17 protein-coding genes are annotated in these 19,229 nt (G+C 32.8%); all 17 read left to right on the top strand.

Going from position 1 to position 19,229, the window contains the following annotated elements; all coding sequences use genetic code 11:
* Positions 1-8 precede the first annotated feature (8 nt).
* The 17 genes from IO90_RS00255 (at position 9) to IO90_RS00175 (ending at position 19,170) form a co-directional block, all read left to right on the top strand.
* Positions 9-923 carry a hypothetical protein gene (locus tag IO90_RS00255; protein ID WP_034962786.1) on the top strand — a complete coding sequence of 305 codons (915 nt, stop codon included), beginning with the start codon at positions 9-11 and terminating at the stop codon, positions 921-923.
* A complete protein-coding gene (locus tag IO90_RS00250; RefSeq protein WP_034962784.1) occupies positions 916-2,715 on the top strand; it encodes an ABC transporter ATP-binding protein in 1,800 nt (599 codons plus the stop codon). The genes IO90_RS00255 and IO90_RS00250 overlap by 8 nt, the downstream gene beginning before the upstream one ends.
* The gene (locus tag IO90_RS00245) at positions 2,715-3,821 is read left to right on the top strand and encodes a polysaccharide pyruvyl transferase family protein (RefSeq protein ID WP_034962782.1); all 1,107 of its coding nucleotides are present in this window, start codon (positions 2,715-2,717) and stop codon (positions 3,819-3,821) included. Before IO90_RS00250 ends, IO90_RS00245 begins: the two co-directional genes overlap by 1 nt.
* Positions 3,818-4,699, top strand: a complete 882-nt coding sequence (locus IO90_RS00240; RefSeq protein ID WP_081871754.1) for a glycosyltransferase family 2 protein — start codon at positions 3,818-3,820, stop codon at positions 4,697-4,699. The genes IO90_RS00245 and IO90_RS00240 overlap by 4 nt, the downstream gene beginning before the upstream one ends.
* A 5-nt stretch (positions 4,700-4,704) precedes the next feature.
* Positions 4,705-5,610 (top strand): glycosyltransferase family 2 protein, encoded by a 906-nt coding sequence (locus IO90_RS00235; RefSeq protein ID WP_051878127.1) that lies wholly within the window; start codon positions 4,705-4,707, stop codon positions 5,608-5,610.
* Positions 5,610-6,581: a glycosyltransferase family 2 protein gene (locus tag IO90_RS00230; RefSeq protein WP_034962780.1), complete on the top strand. Its 972-nt coding sequence runs from the start codon at positions 5,610-5,612 to the stop codon at positions 6,579-6,581. The genes IO90_RS00235 and IO90_RS00230 overlap by 1 nt, the downstream gene beginning before the upstream one ends.
* A 1-nt stretch (position 6,582) precedes the next feature.
* Positions 6,583-7,692: an acyltransferase family protein gene (locus tag IO90_RS00225; RefSeq protein WP_034962778.1), complete on the top strand. Its 1,110-nt coding sequence runs from the start codon at positions 6,583-6,585 to the stop codon at positions 7,690-7,692.
* A gap of 89 nt (positions 7,693-7,781) precedes the next feature.
* On the top strand, positions 7,782-8,816 hold the full coding sequence (locus IO90_RS19205) for an acyltransferase family protein (RefSeq protein WP_076768746.1): 1,035 nt from the start codon (positions 7,782-7,784) through the stop codon (positions 8,814-8,816).
* Positions 8,813-9,895: a glycosyltransferase family 4 protein gene (locus tag IO90_RS00215; RefSeq protein ID WP_034962776.1), complete on the top strand. Its 1,083-nt coding sequence runs from the start codon at positions 8,813-8,815 to the stop codon at positions 9,893-9,895. The genes IO90_RS19205 and IO90_RS00215 overlap by 4 nt, the downstream gene beginning before the upstream one ends.
* On the top strand, positions 9,892-11,094 hold the full coding sequence (locus IO90_RS00210; protein ID WP_034962774.1) for a glycosyltransferase: 1,203 nt from the start codon (positions 9,892-9,894) through the stop codon (positions 11,092-11,094). Before IO90_RS00215 ends, IO90_RS00210 begins: the two co-directional genes overlap by 4 nt.
* A 52-nt stretch (positions 11,095-11,146) precedes the next feature.
* Positions 11,147-12,184, top strand: coding sequence for an EpsG family protein (locus IO90_RS00205; RefSeq protein ID WP_228374624.1), 1,038 nt, complete (start codon positions 11,147-11,149; stop codon positions 12,182-12,184).
* 40 nt (positions 12,185-12,224) lie between these two features.
* Positions 12,225-13,109: a glycosyltransferase family 2 protein gene (locus IO90_RS00200; RefSeq protein ID WP_034962771.1), complete on the top strand. Its 885-nt coding sequence runs from the start codon at positions 12,225-12,227 to the stop codon at positions 13,107-13,109.
* On the top strand, positions 13,109-14,059 hold the full coding sequence (locus IO90_RS00195; protein ID WP_034962769.1) for a glycosyltransferase family 2 protein: 951 nt from the start codon (positions 13,109-13,111) through the stop codon (positions 14,057-14,059). The genes IO90_RS00200 and IO90_RS00195 overlap by 1 nt, the downstream gene beginning before the upstream one ends.
* Positions 14,040-15,086 (top strand): glycosyltransferase family 2 protein, encoded by a 1,047-nt coding sequence (locus IO90_RS18550; protein WP_076768745.1) that lies wholly within the window; start codon positions 14,040-14,042, stop codon positions 15,084-15,086. Before IO90_RS00195 ends, IO90_RS18550 begins: the two co-directional genes overlap by 20 nt.
* A 101-nt stretch (positions 15,087-15,187) precedes the next feature.
* Entirely contained in the window at positions 15,188-16,228 is a 1,041-nt protein-coding gene (locus IO90_RS19200; RefSeq protein WP_034962765.1) for an acyltransferase family protein, read from the top strand.
* Positions 16,229-17,022: 794 nt separating this feature from the next.
* Positions 17,023-18,195, top strand: coding sequence for a glycosyltransferase family 4 protein (locus IO90_RS00180; RefSeq protein ID WP_034962763.1), 1,173 nt, complete (start codon positions 17,023-17,025; stop codon positions 18,193-18,195).
* Positions 18,196-18,579: 384 nt separating this feature from the next.
* Positions 18,580-19,170: a hypothetical protein gene (locus tag IO90_RS00175; RefSeq protein WP_034962762.1), complete on the top strand. Its 591-nt coding sequence runs from the start codon at positions 18,580-18,582 to the stop codon at positions 19,168-19,170.
* Positions 19,171-19,229: the final 59 nt, after the last annotated feature.

The raw sequence follows: 19,229 nt of genomic DNA, 5'->3' as shown, positions 1-19,229 counted from the left end.
ACCTTAATATGAAACAGTTTATAAAGTCGGTAGTGCTTTTTTCATTATTTGCAAGTCTGTTTTATGTTCTTGCAATTTTGTTTGTAGGGAAGCTTAGTCCTAAAATTTTAAATGGAAATATTTTGGTAGAGAATAAAATCTCCGCAAACGATTTTTCTGAAAAGAGATATTTAGATTTAAAAAAAAGTGATTCTATAGATTTAGCTATCTTTGGTTCTTCACATGCTTACCGAGGTTACGATAATCGAATTTTCAACAATGTTGGAATGAGAACCTTAAATTTAGGAAGCAGTTCTCAAACACCAATTTTAACAGAATTTATTTATAATAATTATATAGTTGAAATATCCCCTAAAATTATATTAATAGATATTTATCCTATTCTCTTGACAAAAAATAGTGAAGAAGGTGACTTGAATGTGTTACCTATATTTTATAATAATCTTGGTTTTATTGCAGAGGGTATTAATGGTAGCGATATTAGAGTTATAAATTCATTAATATATTTTCAGGTATTTGGTAATGCACGGAATGTGAAAAGTAGAATTTCTCATAATGACAAGTATGTAGATGGTGGTTATGTATCTAATTTTGGAGTGAAAGAAGATAAGAAAAAATACAAAGTAACAGCTTTGGAAATTAAAGAAAAGAATATTGTAGCCCTTAAAAATATTGTTACAGATGCAGAAAAGAAAGGAATTAAAGTTTTTCTTTTTCAGGCTCCGCTACCAGAAGAGAGATACAAGAGCTATAGTAACAATAAGGAGATAAACAGCATTATGCATTCTATCGGGAAGTACTACAATTATAATGATGTTGGATTTTTACCTTCACAATATTTTATGGATGACAGCCATATCAATCAGAAAGGAGTGGATGTTTATAACAAATGGGTGATTGATAAAATTAAAGAAAATGAGTAAAGTTTTAAAACATACCCCAATCGGTTATTTCAAGTATTTCTACGAAGCCATGGGAATAAAGTTGATAGTCAATATTTTTCTATCGGTTTTATTAGGGTTATTTGATGGGATTGGTTTGGCTTTGTTCATACCTCTTTTACAAATGGTGGGAGGTGATGCCCCGAATTCTCAAACGGAAAGTCTTGGTGGGATGTCTTTTATCTTGGATGGATATGCATCTTTAGGTATCCCTGTTAATTTGCTGACGGTACTTTTACTCATTATTGTTATTTTTTCACTAAAAGGTTTGCTCAATTACGTTTTGATGATGGAGCAAGTAGACCTTCGCCAAAAGTATATGATTTCTTTGCGTTTAAATCAGATTGATTTATTAAAAAAATTGAGTTACAAAGGCTTTCTCAAACTGGACTCTGGTATTATCCAAAATACGGTAACTGCAGAAGTGGGAAAAAACCTCAATGCAATGATTCAGTTTCTGAACACATCAAAAGCAATTATACTTTTAAGTACTTATGTGGTTCTAGCTTTCATAGCTAACTGGCAGTTTGCTTTGTTTATTATTGTAGGAGGTTTTCTTTCCAATATGATTTTCAAAAGAATGAATCAATTGATTAAAGAAACGTCTGTCCTAATTTCTAAACGTGGCAATTTATTTAGTGGCTATATCATCCAGGCCATTCAATCTTTCAAATATCTCAAATCAACCTCTGGTTTTGGCCTTTACACCAATAAGATTGTTGATGTGATGAGAGATATAGAAGGAATGAACAGACGCATTGGGAAAAATCAGGCAATTACAGCAAGCGTCCGTGAGCCATTATTGATGGTGATTATTTCAGGTGCTATTCTTATACAGATCTATTGGATGGGTGCAACATTGAGTTCAATTATTCTTGCCCTTTTATTATTTTACAGAGCACTGAGTGGATTAATGATAGTCCAAAGTGGTTGGCAGTCTTTTATGCAGAATGTTGGTTCTATAGAGCTGATAAATGATTTCAATCTACAATTGAAAAAAAGTGAAGAAATTTTTGTTGGTAAAGAGTCATACAGTGGGTTTACTACTGCAATAAAATTAGAAAATATCGATTTTTCTTATGGATCAAAAAAAGTACTGAATAATATTAATTTGGAAATTAAGAAAAACGAAACTATTGCCTTTGTCGGTGAAAGTGGTTCAGGCAAATCGACAATCGCTAATTTAATAGTAAGTTTGATAGAACCAATTTCGGGTGAGATCAAAATTGATCATAAATCATATGGTCAATTGGAACTGAATAGCTTCAGAAGTAGAATAGGATACATTACACAAGAGCCAGTGATTTATAATGATGACGTTTATAACAATGTCACATTTTGGGCAGACAGATCACCAGAAAATAGGATTAAATTCCAAAAGGTGATGGAAAAAGTTTCATTACTAGAATTTATGAATGATCTTCCCGAGAAAGAAAATACCCCATTAGGAGATAATGGATTATTAATATCTGGCGGACAGAAACAAAGGATTACAATCGCAAGAGAACTTTTCAAAGACGTGGATATTTTAGTAATGGATGAAGCCACATCTGCATTAGATTCTGAAACAGAAAATTTTATCCAGAATAGTATCAATGATCTTCATGGATATTATACAATCATAGTGGTGGCGCACCGCCTTTCAACAATCAAAGAGGCAGATAAAATATGTCTTTTGGAAAATGGTAACATAGAAGCGGTAGGGAGTTTTGAAGAAGTGATGACGAAATCACCAAAATTCAATAGAATGGTGCAATTGCAAAATCTAAATTAATGAAGAATAAAATATTTTTTTTACCAGCTTCTCAGATAGATAATACAGGTGACGTCTTGATCAATAAAGTATTATTAGACGAATTAAGAAAGCAAGGTGAGCTCATTATCAATGATGAGAAGAAACCTGATTGGTTTTTGGAAGAAATCGGTGTATTAGAAGCAGAGAGATTGTCATCTAACACTTCATCAAAATTCTATGATTATCTACAATCTCAAATGGATGAACAGAAAGATCTTTACAAATTTTTTTTGGTCATCCATCCAGGTCATACAAGTCGTAGCGGATACAAAAGTGCACTTTATGGAGACCATGGATTCTTGATCACCAGATTTCTAAGAAAATTAAAAAGAAATGGTCTTACTATATTGAGATTTGGATTTTCAATTGGTCCTTTTGATTGGTTGAACACATTGGCAGAGTTTTTCTACACGACAGTTTATAAAAAATACGCTGTTAGAGATGCAGAATCATTTTCTTTAGGAAAAAAATTTCATTTTCGTAATATGGAACTAATGCCTGATCTTGCATGGAGCTATAAAAATACTTCTTCATTAAAAGACAAAGAAGATCCTTATATTATTCTTAGTTTTAGATCTAATAAATTCGGCTCTCAACATGATTCGAATTATCTCAGACCAATTATAGAACACTTGAAGCAAATTTTACCTAAAGACAAAAAAATAAAGATGGTCTACCAGGTCAAATTTGATAGAGACCCTGCAGTAGAGATATTTGATAATCTCTCAGATACATTTGATATAGAATTTATTGATAAGAAGCTAAATTTACAAGATGCATCCGATTTATACAGAGATGCGGAATATATCATTAGTAATAGATTGCATGTCCTTTTATTGGGAATGGTGCAACAGACGATAGCGTTCCCTTTAATAATATCAGGAGATAATGATAAAATAATTAATATTTATAAGGATAATAACTTAAATCATTATTTATTATCATCCTTAGATGATCATTCAAAAAATATTTTGAAAATGGCTGAAATTATTAAAGATAAAGATATTCATAAACTAGGTCTTAAGGATCTCATAAATAACAATGATCGTTCTATTTTAGACATGATCTCCAAAACATTTGTATGATGCTAGTCTCAGTAATAATACCTTGTCATAATTGTGCATCAACAATAGATAGAGCTGTTGATTCTGTTTTTTCTCAGACCTATCAGAATTGGGAATTGATATTGGTAAACAATAACTCTACGGATATTACTTGGAAAAAATTAAATGAAATCAAAAATCTTAATCCTGAGAGGAAGATTACAATCCTAGACGAAAAGAAGAAGGGTGCGCCCGCAACGAGAAATAAAGGCTTACATGCCGCAAAAGGAGAATGGATCCAATTCTTGGATTCGGATGATGAATTATTGCCTAAGAAAATAGAGAAACAATTATCTATTGTAAGTGAAAATGTCAATATTGTTTATTCTCCCTACAAAAGGATCAATGAATTAAACAATAAAAAAGAAATTGTAGATAAGGAAATTTCTGAAGATTATTGGGAAGCTTTGATTTTAAGCAAAATGGGTATTACTAGCGCAAATCTTTTTAGGCGAAAGGCTGTTTTAGCGGTTAACGGATGGAGCGAAAATTTAACTTCTTCCCAAGAATATGATTTGATGTTTAGGATTTCTAAGAAAACGGGTATTGCAATTCCATACAATACGCCTTTGGCATACATTCACGATCAGGAAAACTCTATCTCTAATGAAAAAAGCAAGATTCTGGAGAGATTTAAAAACTTTGCTGTTTTAAGAAGCAAGATATTAGAGCATTTAAAACTTAACGAAAAATATTCTTTCTATAAAAATACATATAATAATGCATTAGAGTTTAATGCATTTAAAACCTTTCGGGATTTTCCTTTCAAAACAATATTGATTTATAATTCCTATTCTAAGGAAAACTTTTTGAGTGGATTTAAGAAAAATCTGTTACTTATGATATCACTTTTCAAATAGTTAATATGCTTCTCTCCATTATCATTCCCTGTCACAATTCTGTTACTACAATAGACCGAGCAGTAAATTCCGTGTTTTCTCAAACCTGGAAGAACTGGGAATTGATATTAGTGAATAACAATTCTACGGACGATACATGGGAAAGATTACTAGATATTCAGAAAAGTAATTCTACTAAAAATATTATTGTTCTTGACGAAAAGAAAAAAGGTGCTCCTGCAGCAAGAAATAAAGGTTTGTATGAAGCAGGAGGAGAATGGATTCAGTTCTTAGATGCTGACGATGAGCTACTGCCAGAGAAATTACAAACTCAAATCGCTCATATAGACGATAGTATGGATGCAGTATATTCCCCCTATCATTCAGTAAAAATAGATTCTGTAAATTCTCATTACATCATAAAAAATGACATTTGGGAAGCATTGATGATGAGCAAAATTGGTATTACAAGTTCTAATTTATTTAGGAAGGAAGCCTTGGTATCTGTCAATGGTTGGGATGAAAATCTATCTTCCTCACAAGACTCAGCTTTGGCATTTGCATTATTGAAGAATAACAGTCGTTTTTCACCTTTGGATAAAATTTTAACAAATATCTACGCGACAGAGTTTTCCATTACCAGAACGCAAGATAAAAATAAAGTAAAATCAATAATCAATAATTATATTGGCTTGAGAAAAGATATTCTTCTTTATTTAGAAACCGAAGAATATAATCTTAATAAGTACAAAAAAATATACCAAAGGGTTTTTGCAGATTGTTATCTTTGGTATTTTGAAAATGCAGCACTTTACACTTGGACGGAATATAATAGTAAAACCAAAGACCATTTCATCAATCGATTAAAAACAAATTATTCCTTTTTGAGAAAATTGATAAATAACCCCAAAATAATAAAGAATATCTTCTAATGCTTTTATCTATTATCATCGCCGCTTACAACGTAGAAGCATTCATAGAAAAATGTATCCTTTCCTGTTATGATGAAAATCTGTACAGAAATATTGAAATCTTGGTAGTAGATGATGGCTCCACCGACCAGACATTACAAGAAATTTTGAGAATGAAAGCAGATAATCAAAATCTGAATATCATTCAACAAAAAAATCAAGGTCTGGGTGCATCCAGAAATGTCGGTGTCCGGAATGCAAATGGAAAGTATGTTTGGATGATTGATGGTGATGATTATATTGAACCTGGTTGCTTAGAAGTTATAGTAGAGAATATCAAGCAAGATCTAGATCTGTATTGTATTAATTATAATGTCTCAGATGAAAGTGGTAAAGTTCTATACAAAGCCTATCCAGATAACTATATCAATTCCATTCTTTCGGGGTCAGAATATTATGTTCTCAATTATGAAAAGAATTACACATGGCAATACATCTTCAGGAAGGATTTGTTTTTGAAGAATAATATTGTTTTCAAAGAGAGGATTAATATGCAGGATTCTGAGATTCTGCCGAAGATCTTGTTTTATGTCAAAACAGTGAAATATTTGGATCTGATTGGTTATAATTATGTCCAATATAGAAATTCTTTTACCAATACTCAAGATGCTGGAAAGCGTTACAAATATTTCCAATCGATTATAGAAGTAAGAAATTCACTTGTAAAGTTTGGAAAAACCATAGAAGCTCATGATCCAGAATTGTATCTAGGGATACAGAAAAAATTGGAATCTTTGAAGCAGATCGTATTCAACCATTTGGTATTTTATAAGTACAAAAACGAGGATTTTATCAAAAATATTGATTTATTAGAAAAGGCTGATTTTTTTCCTATTAAGGCACAAACAACAGGAAAGATGCATCTGGTAAAATGGGGACTTAACAATTTCCCAAGGCTTACTAATTTGGTATTGAATCTAAAGAAGAAATAGGGTGGAAAGAAGAGTCAATATTTTAGACGGCTTAAGAGTGATAGCCATACTAATGGTTTTATTATACCATTATTACAGCCGTTATTCTGTGAAAGGTTATATTGAGTATGAAAACATCGACAAAGGGATATTTCAATACGGTTACCTAGGTGTCCAGTTTTTCTTCATTATCTCGGGTTTTGTAATAACGCTTACATTAGATAAGAGTACTGGTTTTATAGATTTTATGAAAAGACGATGGATCAGATTATGGCCTGCGATGGCCTTATGTTCATTCGTTACATTTTTAATTATGACTATTTTTGATGATAAAGGATTGTTTGTAAAATCTCAAAAAATAAGTAATCTGATATTTTCGAATTCCTTTCTTTCGCCTGCATTGATTAATGAATTTACCGGGTGGGATTTTGCATATATCGATGGGGCTTATTGGTCTTTGTGGGTAGAAATTAGTTTCTATATCATTGTTGCAATGCTGTTCTTTATAAACAGAATAAGTTTAAATAGAAATTTTGGTATTCTATCTGTTTTTTTTATTGTATGCCATTATGTTTTTATTTCAGCTACGGGAAAGAACTTTTTAGCACCAATTATAGGAGACGAAATCTATCAGTTTATGAGAAAATTGATAGGTATTTTCAATATTTCAGAATATATATTATGGTTTTTTTTAGGAATGCAACTGCTTCAATTGTATAAGTTTAAGAAAACAAAAAACTTAATAATTTTCACGGTGGTGTTTCTTGTGCAGACACTTTTGTTGGGGTTGAAATGGCAAACAATTTTATTTTGTTTTATCAGTTATTTTGTTTTTTTAATTTTTATATATAGACCAGCTTATTTGGCTTTCTTGGGATTACCTTTTATAAGTAAACTAGGTATTGCATCATATGCTGTTTACCTCATTCATGAGAATGTGGGCGTTTTAGCAATTGTGAAATTAAGCGAGTACTTTGGTATATATAATTGGATAATTGGTATATTTATGATTATAGTTTCGTTCGCTTTTGGATTGCTCTCATTCAGATATTTTGAAAATCCTATATCTTTTAGATTAAAGATGTTTTTTTTAAAATCGAAGAAAAATGATTATAAAAAATCTACACACTGAAACTCTCTAAAATATTTTAACACAGAGAACGAGAGGGATGTATTGAGCTAGAATTATACAAACAAATTTTTAAAATAATAATCATAAAATTGGAAATCTCCATTAAGCAATCTAATCATTTAAAAGTCGTCGCTATATTGATGATGCTTTGTTTACATCTTTTCAATAGAGGTCATAAGGGGCTTTTTGAACCCCTATTATTTATCGGAAAACATCCCATTTCTTTTTATGTCTCATTATTCTGCGACGCCTGTGTGCCAATTTTTGCCTTTGTGAGCGGTTATGGACTATATTACAAGTATCAACAGAATAGAACTGTTTATTCTGGAGAAAACTTCATCAGACTGAAAAAACTTTATATCAATTATTGGATTGTTGTTTTAATTTTTCCGGTGATTGTCGGATTCATTTTACATTATCCAGGATATCCTGGTACTATGAAAAAGTTTGTTGAGAATTTTATTGGTTTTAAAACATCATACAATGGTGCATGGTGGTTTTTTACAACATATGTTATTTTTGTGCTTTCCAGTAATTTCTGGTTCAAATTGATGCAAAAGCTGAATCCTTTCCTTTATTTGATTATATTGTTTTTTGTTTACGTTATCTGTTTTTATTTAAGACTCAATGAATTCTGGGAACGCAGAACAACCTTTGAAATCCTAAATGTTGTAATTGAGAATCTTACTTATTTCTTCTGTACTCTTTTTCAGTTTATGTTAGGCGCTTTTGCGCTGAAATATAAATGGAACACGCTGGTAAGTAGCTTGTTTAAAAAAATTAAATTTAAAAACACAATCATTTTCATATTAATTTTAGGATTAGTTGTGGCTCATGCCATCGTTCCAAATTTTATTATTGCGCCATTTACAGGATTGTGCTTCATATTCTTGTTTTGCCAATTGGATCTGAATAAGTCTTTGTCAAAAGGTTTGGATTTTCTGGTACCTCATTCTACAAATATGTGGTTGACGCATATGTTTTTTTATATGATCTTTTTTCCCGGCTTCATCTACTCATTCCGATATCCCATAATCATATTTTTTGTCTTAGTTTTGTTGTGCGTAGGAAGCTCGTTTATCATAAACTTTTTCAATCATAAACTTTTAAAAATCATCAAATGAGGTTACTTTATATAACCAACGGCGTCAATGGAGCCGGAGGCTTGGAAAGGGTATTGTCCGTAAAAGCTTCATTTTTGGCTGATCATTTAGGTTATGATGTGACGATTTTGGTGCTGAACAATCAAGATGAAAATTGTTTTTATAAGTTTAGTGATAGGATCAAAACCAGATCAATCCAAGTAGGTGGAAATCCAATCCAATATTGGAAATCTTACAAAAAAGGGATACAACAAGAAATAGAAAAGATTGATCCAGATGTCATCTCGGTTTGTGATGACGGACTGAAAGGTTTTTTTGTGCCAAAAATTTTGAAGTCAAAACGCAAAATCATTTATGAAAGACATGTCTCAAAACTCATTGAGGCCAATGAAAACGATAATTTCGTAAAGAAGATCATCAACAAGATCAAGTGGATGGCTATGGAAAGTTTAGCACAGGACTTTTCAAAATTTGTTGTTTTAACTCATGGAAATACAAATGAGTGGCAAAGCCTAAAGAATATGATGGTGATTCCAAATCCTCTATCTTTTTATCCAGACCAAACATCTACTTTGGAAAACAAAAAAGTGATCTGCGTAGGTAAAATTTCCTATCAGAAAGGACAGGACTTATTGGTTAGAGCGTGGGGAATTGTAAATAAGCAATTTCCTGACTGGACTTTGGAACTATATGGTAAGGAAGACCAGGCTTTTTTAAATACTAAAGACTTAGATCACGTCAATATAAAACATTTTCCGCCGGATCCACATATCGAACAACAGTATCTCAATAGCTCTATATTTGTGATGTCGTCCCGTTTCGAAGGTTTTGGTATGGTGCTGATAGAAGCTATGGCTTGTGGTGTTCCTTGTGTGAGTTTTGACTGTAATTATGGGCCTTCGGATATCATCGAAGATAATGTAGATGGTCTACTAGTACAAAAAGAAGATATCTCAGAATTGGCAGTTAAGATAATGGATTTGATAAAGGATAAAGAGAAAAGAATACGTTTCGGTAAAAGCGCGCGAGAAAATGTAACCGTTTATCAACCAACCGAGATAGCAAAACAATGGGATCAACTTTTTAAAAATCTGGTATGAAGAAGATAGCATTGTTTATGCCCTACGGTAGTGTAGGAGGAATGGAAAGAGTGGCTTACTCCTTCTATCAGTATTATAAGAAGAAAAATTACAAAGTAATAGGTATTAAGATAATAGGGGAAGAATCTGATATTATCAATTTCGGGGACGATGAGATTATTATCTCAAAAAAAGATTTCAGCGCTTATTCCAAGTTTGAAAGACTGAAGTTTTATTTATCGATTCCGGGAAAATTAGCTGACATTATCAAATCAGAAAAAATTGATTATACCATTTCTTTTGGTGACATGGCAAATTGCTTCAGTGCTTTGACACGAACCAAAGAAAAGAAAATTGCAAGCATACACGCCGTTAAAAGCATAGAGATGGCAAACAATTCTCTGATGGACAGGTTTTTCAAATTGAGCTATAAAACGATTTATAAAAGACTTTGGAAAGTAGTGGCAATCAGCAATGCTATCAAGGAAGATCTGCTTGCTAATTTTAATTATAAGTTTGATAATCTGGATGTTATATACAATCCTCATGATATCGAATCTATTGCACTATTGAGCAAAGAGCCTCTAGAAAACGATTTTGAACAAGATCTTTTTGATGATAATAATGTGATCTTATTTTTAGGACGTTTGACGATTCAGAAGTCACCCTGGCATTTGATTAATGCCTATGCAATTTCCAAATTTAAAGATCAGACAAAATTAGTTTTTATTGGCGACGGGAATCAAGATGTAATAGATTTTCTTGAAAAGCAAATCAAAGAATTGGGGCTAGAAGATCGCATTCATTTTTTGGGACGCAAAAATAATCCTTACAAATACTTGGTCAGAGCAAAAGTTTTAGCAATGTCATCACTATACGAAGGTACGCCAAATGTGATTGTAGAGGCTATTGCGTTGGATACGCCAATTATTACCTCGAACTGTACAGATGGAATAAAAGAAATGATGATCTTCGAACAGAATGAAGAGATAAGAGGTCTTGTAATAACAGATTCTGGGGTCATAAGCCCTAGTTTCAACACAGAAAAAATAGAAATACCTCAAGATTACATATTAAACATAGAAGAAGAACAATATCAGAAAGGACTTGATTATCTCCAGGATAATTATTTGGAAATAACGGGTATGCTCAAAGATAATAAAGATGAACTGTTAAAAAAGTTTAGGATAGAAAAAACGGCAGAAAGCTATATAAATTAATATGTTTGATTTTATACCACTATCGAGTTATACATTTATATATTATCAGACCATGCTGATAGTAAGTTTGCTTGTTCTGGGACATTCTTTAATATTTGATATTCGAGATCGTAAATCTTTGGAGTTTTTTTCAATTTTTGGAGGCGTATTGTTAATATTACTAGTTTTATATATAGGTTTTCGACCTATTAGCGGTAGATATTTTGGTGATACAGGTACTTATGCACAAGGTTATAGTTTGATGAATGCTGGTAAAGCAGAAATCACAAATGATTATATTTTTAATTATTTTATGCTATTGTGCTCTAAAATAATGCCTGTAAAGTATTTCTTCTTCCTGTGTGCACTCTTATATTTACTCCCATGTTACGTTTTTTCAAAGAAGTATTTCAAAAAATATTGGTTCTTTTCTTTTTTTATGTTGGTCTGTTCATTTTCTTTTTGGGCTTACGGTGTCAATGGCATTAGAAACGGAATAGGGACCTCTCTTTTTCTTTTAGCACTTTGTTATTATAAAAAGAAAATATGGATGTATGCACTATTCATTTTGTCATTCCTGACGCACTCATCATTAATTATTCCGATCACTGCATTTATCATTTCGGGAATTTATAAAAACCCTAAAATATATCTTTATATCTGGCTTTTTGCCATTCCGCTTTCGTTAGCAGGGGGTGGGTTTTGGCAGAGTCTTTTTTTTGGGCTGGGGTTCGAAGATCGAACTGCAGGCTATGCTACTGGGGAGCAGGTAGAAGGATCGTTCTCTGCCAGTGGTTTCAGATGGGATTTTGTCTTTTACAGCAGTTTTGGAATTATGTCAGGAATCTATTTTATTTTTAAAAAGAAGATCTCAGATATTTTTTACATCCATCTTTTTGGTACCTACACAATAGCCAATGCATTTTGGATTTTAGTGATCACAGCTAATTACAGCAATAGATTTGCATATCTATCGTGGTTTTTGATGGCGCCGGTTATTGCATATCCCATGTTGCGTTATAAGTTATGGGATGATCATTATAAAACGATGGGAATTATTATCTGGATTTATTTTATGTTTACTTATTTGATGTATATGAAATCTATATAATACTAATACGCAAACTATTCACCTAAAACAATTTATTTTGATGCCAATACTTACCGTTTTTACACCAGCATACAATCGCGCAGATCTTTTAGAGAGATTATATAACAGTCTTTTGAGTCAAACAAATGCTAACTTCAAATGGCTCATTATAGATGATGGCTCATCTGATAATACCCAATCGGTTGTGGAAAATTGGAAGGCCGAAAATAAAATTCCAATAGAATGCTATTTTAAAGAAAACGGTGGAATCCATACAGCATACAATTTAGGAATTGAGAAAGCAGACACGGAACTTTTCATATGCATAGATTCCGATGATTTTATGCCGGAAGATGGAGTAGAAAATATAACTAAGTTTTGGGAAAGAAATGGATCAGAAGATGTCGCAGGGATTATTGGATTAGATTATGATCTAGATGGTAAACCTCTTAAAAACAGAATGCTTCCTGAGGTTGATAAACTGTACATTACAGAGCTTGCAACGAAATATAAGTTCGATGCTGATGTCAAAATGGTTCATAAAACCAAATTGCTAAAAGAGGTGGCTCCTATGAAAGTGTTCCCAGGCGAAAAAAACTTTAATCCCATCTATTTGTTTTTGAAAGTTGATGAAAAGCTACCAATGTTGGTTCTCAACAAGAATTTTTGCTTTGTAGATTATCAGGAAACCGGGATGGCAAACAATATTCTGAATCAATTTATGAACAGTCCAAGAAGTTTTGCCGAATTAAGGAAACTGAATATGAGCATGTCACGTGTGACGCCAGCATTTATTTTCAAAAATGCAGTTCATTATGTTTCGAGTTCTATTATTGCAAAAAAAAGAGATTGGTTCTCCGATTCTCCCAAAAAAGCATACACATTGCTAGCCATTCCTTTTGGAATTGCACTCACTATTTATTTGAAAATTAAAACAAGAAATTAATGAAAATAAGCATAATTATTTCTGTTTATAATTTAGAGCAATACATATCACATTGTTTAGACTCACTGATAGGACAGGATTTTGATGATTATGAAATCGTCATTGTAAATGATGGATCAACTGATGGCAGCGAGGAGATTTGTAAAAAATATTTATCAAGTACGAAAGTAAAGTACTACAGCAAATCAAATGGCGGAGCATCATCAGCAAGAAATTTTGGACTTCAAAAAGCGATAGGTGATTACATTATTTTTATGGACGGGGACGACTATTGGGATGATAGTAATGCATTAAAGGCTTTGGATAACAAGATGAAGGAAGCCCCAGATATTATTATATATGGTTGTAAAGATAGGAACGAAACAACTGGAGAATTGATAATCAGTAGGGGCAATTATGATGTCGAAAAGCTGGAGCGCTATAAAAAAAGTGAGCTGATTGAAGAATTGGTGAAAGAAAATAAATTCCCCGGTGCGGCTTGGATCATTTGTGCAAAAAGAGAACTGCTGATAAGTAATGATGTTACATTTAAGGAAGGAATCAAAGCTGAAGATATAGATTGGGTATATTCTGTTCTTTTGTTCAGCAAAAAGATTGCTTTTCTAAATCGCACATTCTATATCTATCGAAAAAACAGAAAGGATTCTGCAACTTTTAGTTTTGATAGCAAAAGTATTTTGGGTATCCTTTACACACTCCAAAAGTGGATGCCCAAAATTAAGGAAAATCCAGATCTCAAGTATCTTTATTACAATTTGAACTTCCATTTTTTGTTATTGGTCATATTCGCAAAATCATTTAATTCTGACGAAATAAAAACTATCCAAAACAACATAAGTGTTTTAGATTACCCGTTATCATTACGAAATAAAATATTATCTCAGATAATAAAAATTTTAGGAGTTACTACATCAAACAAATTGTTTTCTTATGTCACTAGTCGCAGATAATCCCAGAATATCAGTCGTAATTGCTTGCTACAATGGTAAAGATTATATCCATCAATGTATTGATAGCATTATCAGTCAGACATATAAGAATTTAGAAATTGTTTGTGTCAATGATGGTTCTACAGATAATACATTAGAGATATTAGAAAATTACAAAACTCAGGATGATCGTATCGTTGTAATTGATCAAAAAAACAAAGGCTTGTCTGAGACCAGAAATGTAGGAGTGCAAAATTCTAGCAGCGATTGGATCATGTTTGTTGATAATGATGACTGGATTGCCCACAACTTGATTGAGGAAACCTTTCAACAAAATCAAAAGGTAGATTTGTATTGTTGCTCATATAATAGGATGTTTAAAAATAAGGAACTTCCGAGAGTGTTGAATCTATCAGGATTTTATAATGCCGAAATAATTCAAAGACGATTGGTAGGACTTACAGATAAAGAATTAGCAGATCCTACACAGGCTGATAGTCTTGTAACAGCTTGGGGGAAGATTTATAGGGCAAAATTGATAAAAGACTTTAATATCAAATTTTTGGATTCCAAACTTATTGGAACCGAAGATGCTTTTTTTAACATTCAATATCTGGGACATTGCAGTAATGTTTTTGTTACGGATAAACCCCTGTACTACTACAGAAAGTACAACGAAACTTCCCTGACAAGCAATTATAATGCAGACCTTCTCAAAAAATGGAAAAATCTATATTCATTGATTGAAAAGGAAATTAGCAATCGCGATGAAAGTTTTCAAGTAGCGCTTAATAACAGAATTTCATTAGGACTTCTTGGCGTTTCTCTCAACGAGGTTCTCTCAAAAAAATCTGAATACAAAAAATATCAGAAGATAAAATCTTTGTTGGATGATCCAATTTACCTACAATCATTTAGAAATTTTGATGTTGCTGTAATGCCTTTGCAATGGAAGCTGTTTTATGGATTTGCAAAAAGAAAATCGGCAATCGGGGTTTACCTTTTGGCAAGTGTTATTCATACAACTCTGAAATTAAAAAACTCATGATATCCCGCTAAATAGCGCGATTTACATAACCTTTTTTATAATGCACTACTGCTGATTCATATATTTCATTGTTTAATTTTACGCCTAATTTATATTAAGATATGATAAAAGAACAACATTTTGATATGTTACAAATTTTTCGAGGAATAGCATGCTTATTAGTAGTGTTTCACCATGGATATGCTAACTTTGAATATTTTATTTACAAGTTAAACGTACCTTTTATAGAATTTATTTCTAAAAACGGCAAATATGGAGTTGACTTCTTTTTTGTCCTTTCTGGTTTCATTATTACCTATACAACGTATAAATATAAAAATAATAAAACATACTTGAAGACTTATATATTAAACCGAATTTTTAAAATTTATATTCCTTACCTCCCGATATCCGTTATCGTATTATTGCTTTATAAGTTTACACCACTTACAAATGTAGATCGGCCTATAAGTGTTTTAACTTCATTAACGTTATTTCCACTTGGAGAGACGGCATTAGTTGTGGCGTGGACATTAGTATTTGAAGTTTTTTTTTATATTATTTTTAGCGTCAATTTTTTTTCATCAAAAGTCTGGAATGTTTTTGTTCCTTTCTGGGTTGTGGCAATAATTCTGGTTAATTACCTTGGGACTCTATCTAATAATGTTTTTTTTAACTTAATTTTTAATTTGTATAATTTAGAATTTATACTAGGTTTTTTGGTTGCCGTTTTAATAAAAAAAGAAATTAAGTTTAATGTTTACTTAACTGTTTTTTCTGTGCTTTTATTATTGTGTGCCTTCGTGTGGATGAGAACAAATCAGTTTGAATTTTTTAAGTTTTCTTCTCATCTTATTATAGCCCTTTCATGTTCGATTTTAGTTTATTTGTCTATACATGTATGGAATTGGAAAATAAATCAGAAAAACATATTAATGTTGATTGGTAATTCGAGCTATTCCCTGTACCTTGTACACACATTATTTTTTGGGATAATGTTTAGGTTGATACCAGTTACCAAATCTAAACCTATAGCCCTACTGGAATTTTTCACATTAATAGCAGTTTGTTGTTTTATTAGCTATATTTATTATTTAGTTTTCGAAAAGAAGATAACAAGTTTTTTTAAATCAAAATTTTCTCAGTCCAGAATTATTCGATAAAAAGGAAATTAATTTATTAGATTTTAATCATTGTCCAAAGATGCACATTACTGATTCAATCTTCTAATCGCGACCCACCACCCTAGTAATCCCAGCGGAAATCATGCTGTATGCATTGATCAAATTCAAAGATAGAAAGCAAAGCCAATCCAAAGAATTATAACCCGATACTCAAAGTGGAAAATTCTCCCTTTAGGACTGGGGCGAAAGTTTTCCACTTTTTTTCGAGTATACATTGATCAAATTCAAAAATAGAAAGCAAAGCCAAACCAAAGAATTATAACCCGATACCCACCGTGGAAAATTCTCCCTTAGGGCTGGGGTAACCCACTTCATGCGGTCAACAGTAAGCAATCGTCAATACGACTCCCTTTAGGGCTGGGGAAGAATGTCAAATTCGTCTCCCTCTACGGTTGGCGTACTGTCGCGACTCCCCTTTAGGGCTGGGGTAAAATCAAAAGTAACCCCCTTTAGGTCTGGGGAGGGATGTCAAATTCGTCTCCTTGCGGGTTGGTGTATGGATAAACGCACGATAAGGCTTGGATAATGCGACTTGGTGCCGGTCAGATTACGGGGTTTGGTAAACGATATCAACACACAGCGTGATACATTTTCCAGGGAAAAAATTACCTGATGCTACGACTATTAAAAAATGATACTTTTTTACACTTGGGTACATGTTGCTCATGCAAATTGAAATCTTTGCGCTATTAGAAAACTACTTATTAGTCGAAACTGCAGTCCACATCCATCACCCACAACCTTTTCCTATATTTGCAGAAATTTCCCAGCGAATGAAAAAGCTCTTCAGAATTGCAACGGTTCCCATGTCTCTCAATATATTGCTCAAAGGGCAACTCAAGTTTCTCAACCAGTATTATGATCTTACTGCAATTTCTGGTTCAGGTGCAGATTTGGATGAAGTTAGGGAGAGAGAAGGTGTAAAAGTACATCCGATCGAAATTCAGCGTCAGATTTCGCCCGTCAAAGATTTGATTTCACTGATTAAGCTTTACATTTATTTCAGAAAAGAAAAACCGGATATCATCCATTCTATCACACCAAAGGCCGGTTTGTTGTCTATGATAGCTGGGAAGCTGGCTGGCGTCCCGGTTAGAATTCATACCTTTACTGGCTTGGTTTTCCCCTACAAAGAAGGAGTATTACAAAAAATTCTGATCCTTATGGACAAGATCCTTTGCCGTTGTGCCACAAATATTTTTCCCGAAGGACAAGGTGTGAAGTCCGATCTGGAAAATTTTAAAATCACAGACAAACCATTGACCATTATTGGAAATGGAAATGTGAACGGCATAGACCTTGGTCATTTTGATCCTGCTCTGTTTTCTGAGGAGACCAAAACACAATTAAGAAAAGACTTAAATATTGCAGAAGATGATTTCGTTTTTATCTTCGTAGGAAGATTGGTAAGAGACAAAGGAATCAACGAATTGATTTCTGCATTCCAGACCCTCCAACTCTCCAACCCACCTGCTCTCCAACCCACCAACTCCCCAAATCTCAAACTCCTCCTAGTAGGTCCTTTGGAACAAGATCTGGATCCTTTGTCTCAAGATGTTTTAAATGAGATAGAAACAAATCCCGACATAGTTTCGGTAGGTTTTCAGAAAGATGTCAGGCCTTACTTTGCCATCAGCAATGCGCTGGTATTTCCCAGTTACAGGGAAGGTTTTCCTAATGTGGTTTTACAGGCTTTGGCAATGGGAATCCCAGCCTTGGTATCTGATATCAATGGATGTAACGAAATTATACAGAACCAGCACAACGGATTGATCTTTCCTTCCAAAAATAAAGAAAAACTTTTGGAGGCTATGTCTTTGGGCATCAAAAAAGATATTCATACGCGACTCCAATCACAATCGCGATCCAGTATAATGATTTATAAACAAGAGTTGATTTGGGAATTACTAAAAGAAAAATACACTGAGTTATTAGAGTCTGTCTAAAACTCTCTCAAAATTATTTTTCCAACGCTAAAGGGAGTGATTTTGAAAGAATTTTTAATTGTTTTTTGCTCCCTTTAGCGTTGGGGGCAGACAAAAATTAATTAAAAATGAATATTTCAATAATTTTTAAATAGGTTCTTAAACTTTTAATGTTAACTTTTAAAGATCAATTTATCAATCTTGAGCTATGCTTTTCTGTCTGCATCCAACTACAAAAAAATCTTATTTTTTGTTTAAGCAACAAATCGTTGCTTAATACTGATTTTCAATTTATCACAATTATAGTTAAATAAGTCTAATAGCTGTTATAAATCACATTTTATAGAAATGGCACAACCTTTGTAAAATGAAGATTATATAATTATTAACGAAAAATTTAACAATATGAAAAAATTATTATTAGGAGCAGTAGTTTTAGGAGCAGGATTATTCTCAACCGCAAATGCACAGATACAAGAAGGAAATTGGATGGTAGGAAGTAGCTTACTTTCAAGTAACTTTGGACTTAATACAGGTGGAGGTTACAGCATTGCTTTACAGCCAAAGGCCGCTTATTTCATCAAGGATAATGTAGCTTTAGGGGGTTATGTAAACCTTGGGATTGGAAAAGTGACTAATGGTTCACCAACAAGATTCGACTATGGTGTTGGAGCTTTAGGCCGTTACTTCATCTCTCCGGGAGAAGCTGGTGTTGATAATTTATTGAACCACGGCCGTTTCTTCTTCGAAGGTAACTTAGGTGTTGGAGGTTCTTCCGTAGAAAGCGGAAACTCAACTACAGGTTTAGATTTCGGAGTTGGTCCAGGATATTCTTACTTCATTACACCTAACATCGGTATCGAAGGTCTTGTAAAATATGTAGGACAATCAGGTTTCGGTAACGAAGGACTTAATTCTAACATTACTTTCAACGTAGGATTTAGTATCTATTTGCCAAGCGGACAAGCAAAAAGAATTGCTAACGAAGCAAAATAATACTTAGATTTACACACATACTAAAACCGGCATCATTGTCGGTTTTTTAGTTTAATGAC

It is taken from the genome of Chryseobacterium sp. FH1 (genome assembly GCF_000735135.1).
In the GTDB taxonomy this organism is placed as follows: Bacteria; Bacteroidota; Bacteroidia; order Flavobacteriales; family Weeksellaceae; genus Epilithonimonas.
Note: the sequence above shows the minus strand (reverse complement) of the source record. Positions and strands in the feature narration are given on the sequence as shown.

Coding starts and splice junctions, on each gene's coding strand:
- IO90_RS00255 (WP_034962786.1), top strand. CDS start 9: ATGAAACAGTTTATAAAGTCGGTAGTGCTTTTTTCATTATTTGCAAGT.
- IO90_RS00250 (WP_034962784.1), top strand. CDS start 916: ATGAGTAAAGTTTTAAAACATACCCCAATCGGTTATTTCAAGTATTTC.
- IO90_RS00245 (WP_034962782.1), top strand. CDS start 2,715: ATGAAGAATAAAATATTTTTTTTACCAGCTTCTCAGATAGATAATACA.
- IO90_RS00240 (WP_081871754.1), top strand. CDS start 3,818: ATGATGCTAGTCTCAGTAATAATACCTTGTCATAATTGTGCATCAACA.
- IO90_RS00235 (WP_051878127.1), top strand. CDS start 4,705: ATGCTTCTCTCCATTATCATTCCCTGTCACAATTCTGTTACTACAATA.
- IO90_RS00230 (WP_034962780.1), top strand. CDS start 5,610: ATGCTTTTATCTATTATCATCGCCGCTTACAACGTAGAAGCATTCATA.
- IO90_RS00215 (WP_034962776.1), top strand. CDS start 8,813: ATGAGGTTACTTTATATAACCAACGGCGTCAATGGAGCCGGAGGCTTG.
- IO90_RS00210 (WP_034962774.1), top strand. CDS start 9,892: ATGAAGAAGATAGCATTGTTTATGCCCTACGGTAGTGTAGGAGGAATG.
- IO90_RS00205 (WP_228374624.1), top strand. CDS start 11,147: ATGCTGATAGTAAGTTTGCTTGTTCTGGGACATTCTTTAATATTTGAT.
- IO90_RS00200 (WP_034962771.1), top strand. CDS start 12,225: ATGCCAATACTTACCGTTTTTACACCAGCATACAATCGCGCAGATCTT.
- IO90_RS00195 (WP_034962769.1), top strand. CDS start 13,109: ATGAAAATAAGCATAATTATTTCTGTTTATAATTTAGAGCAATACATA.
- IO90_RS18550 (WP_076768745.1), top strand. CDS start 14,040: ATGTCACTAGTCGCAGATAATCCCAGAATATCAGTCGTAATTGCTTGC.
- IO90_RS19200 (WP_034962765.1), top strand. CDS start 15,188: ATGATAAAAGAACAACATTTTGATATGTTACAAATTTTTCGAGGAATA.
- IO90_RS00180 (WP_034962763.1), top strand. CDS start 17,023: ATGAAAAAGCTCTTCAGAATTGCAACGGTTCCCATGTCTCTCAATATA.
- IO90_RS00175 (WP_034962762.1), top strand. CDS start 18,580: ATGAAAAAATTATTATTAGGAGCAGTAGTTTTAGGAGCAGGATTATTC.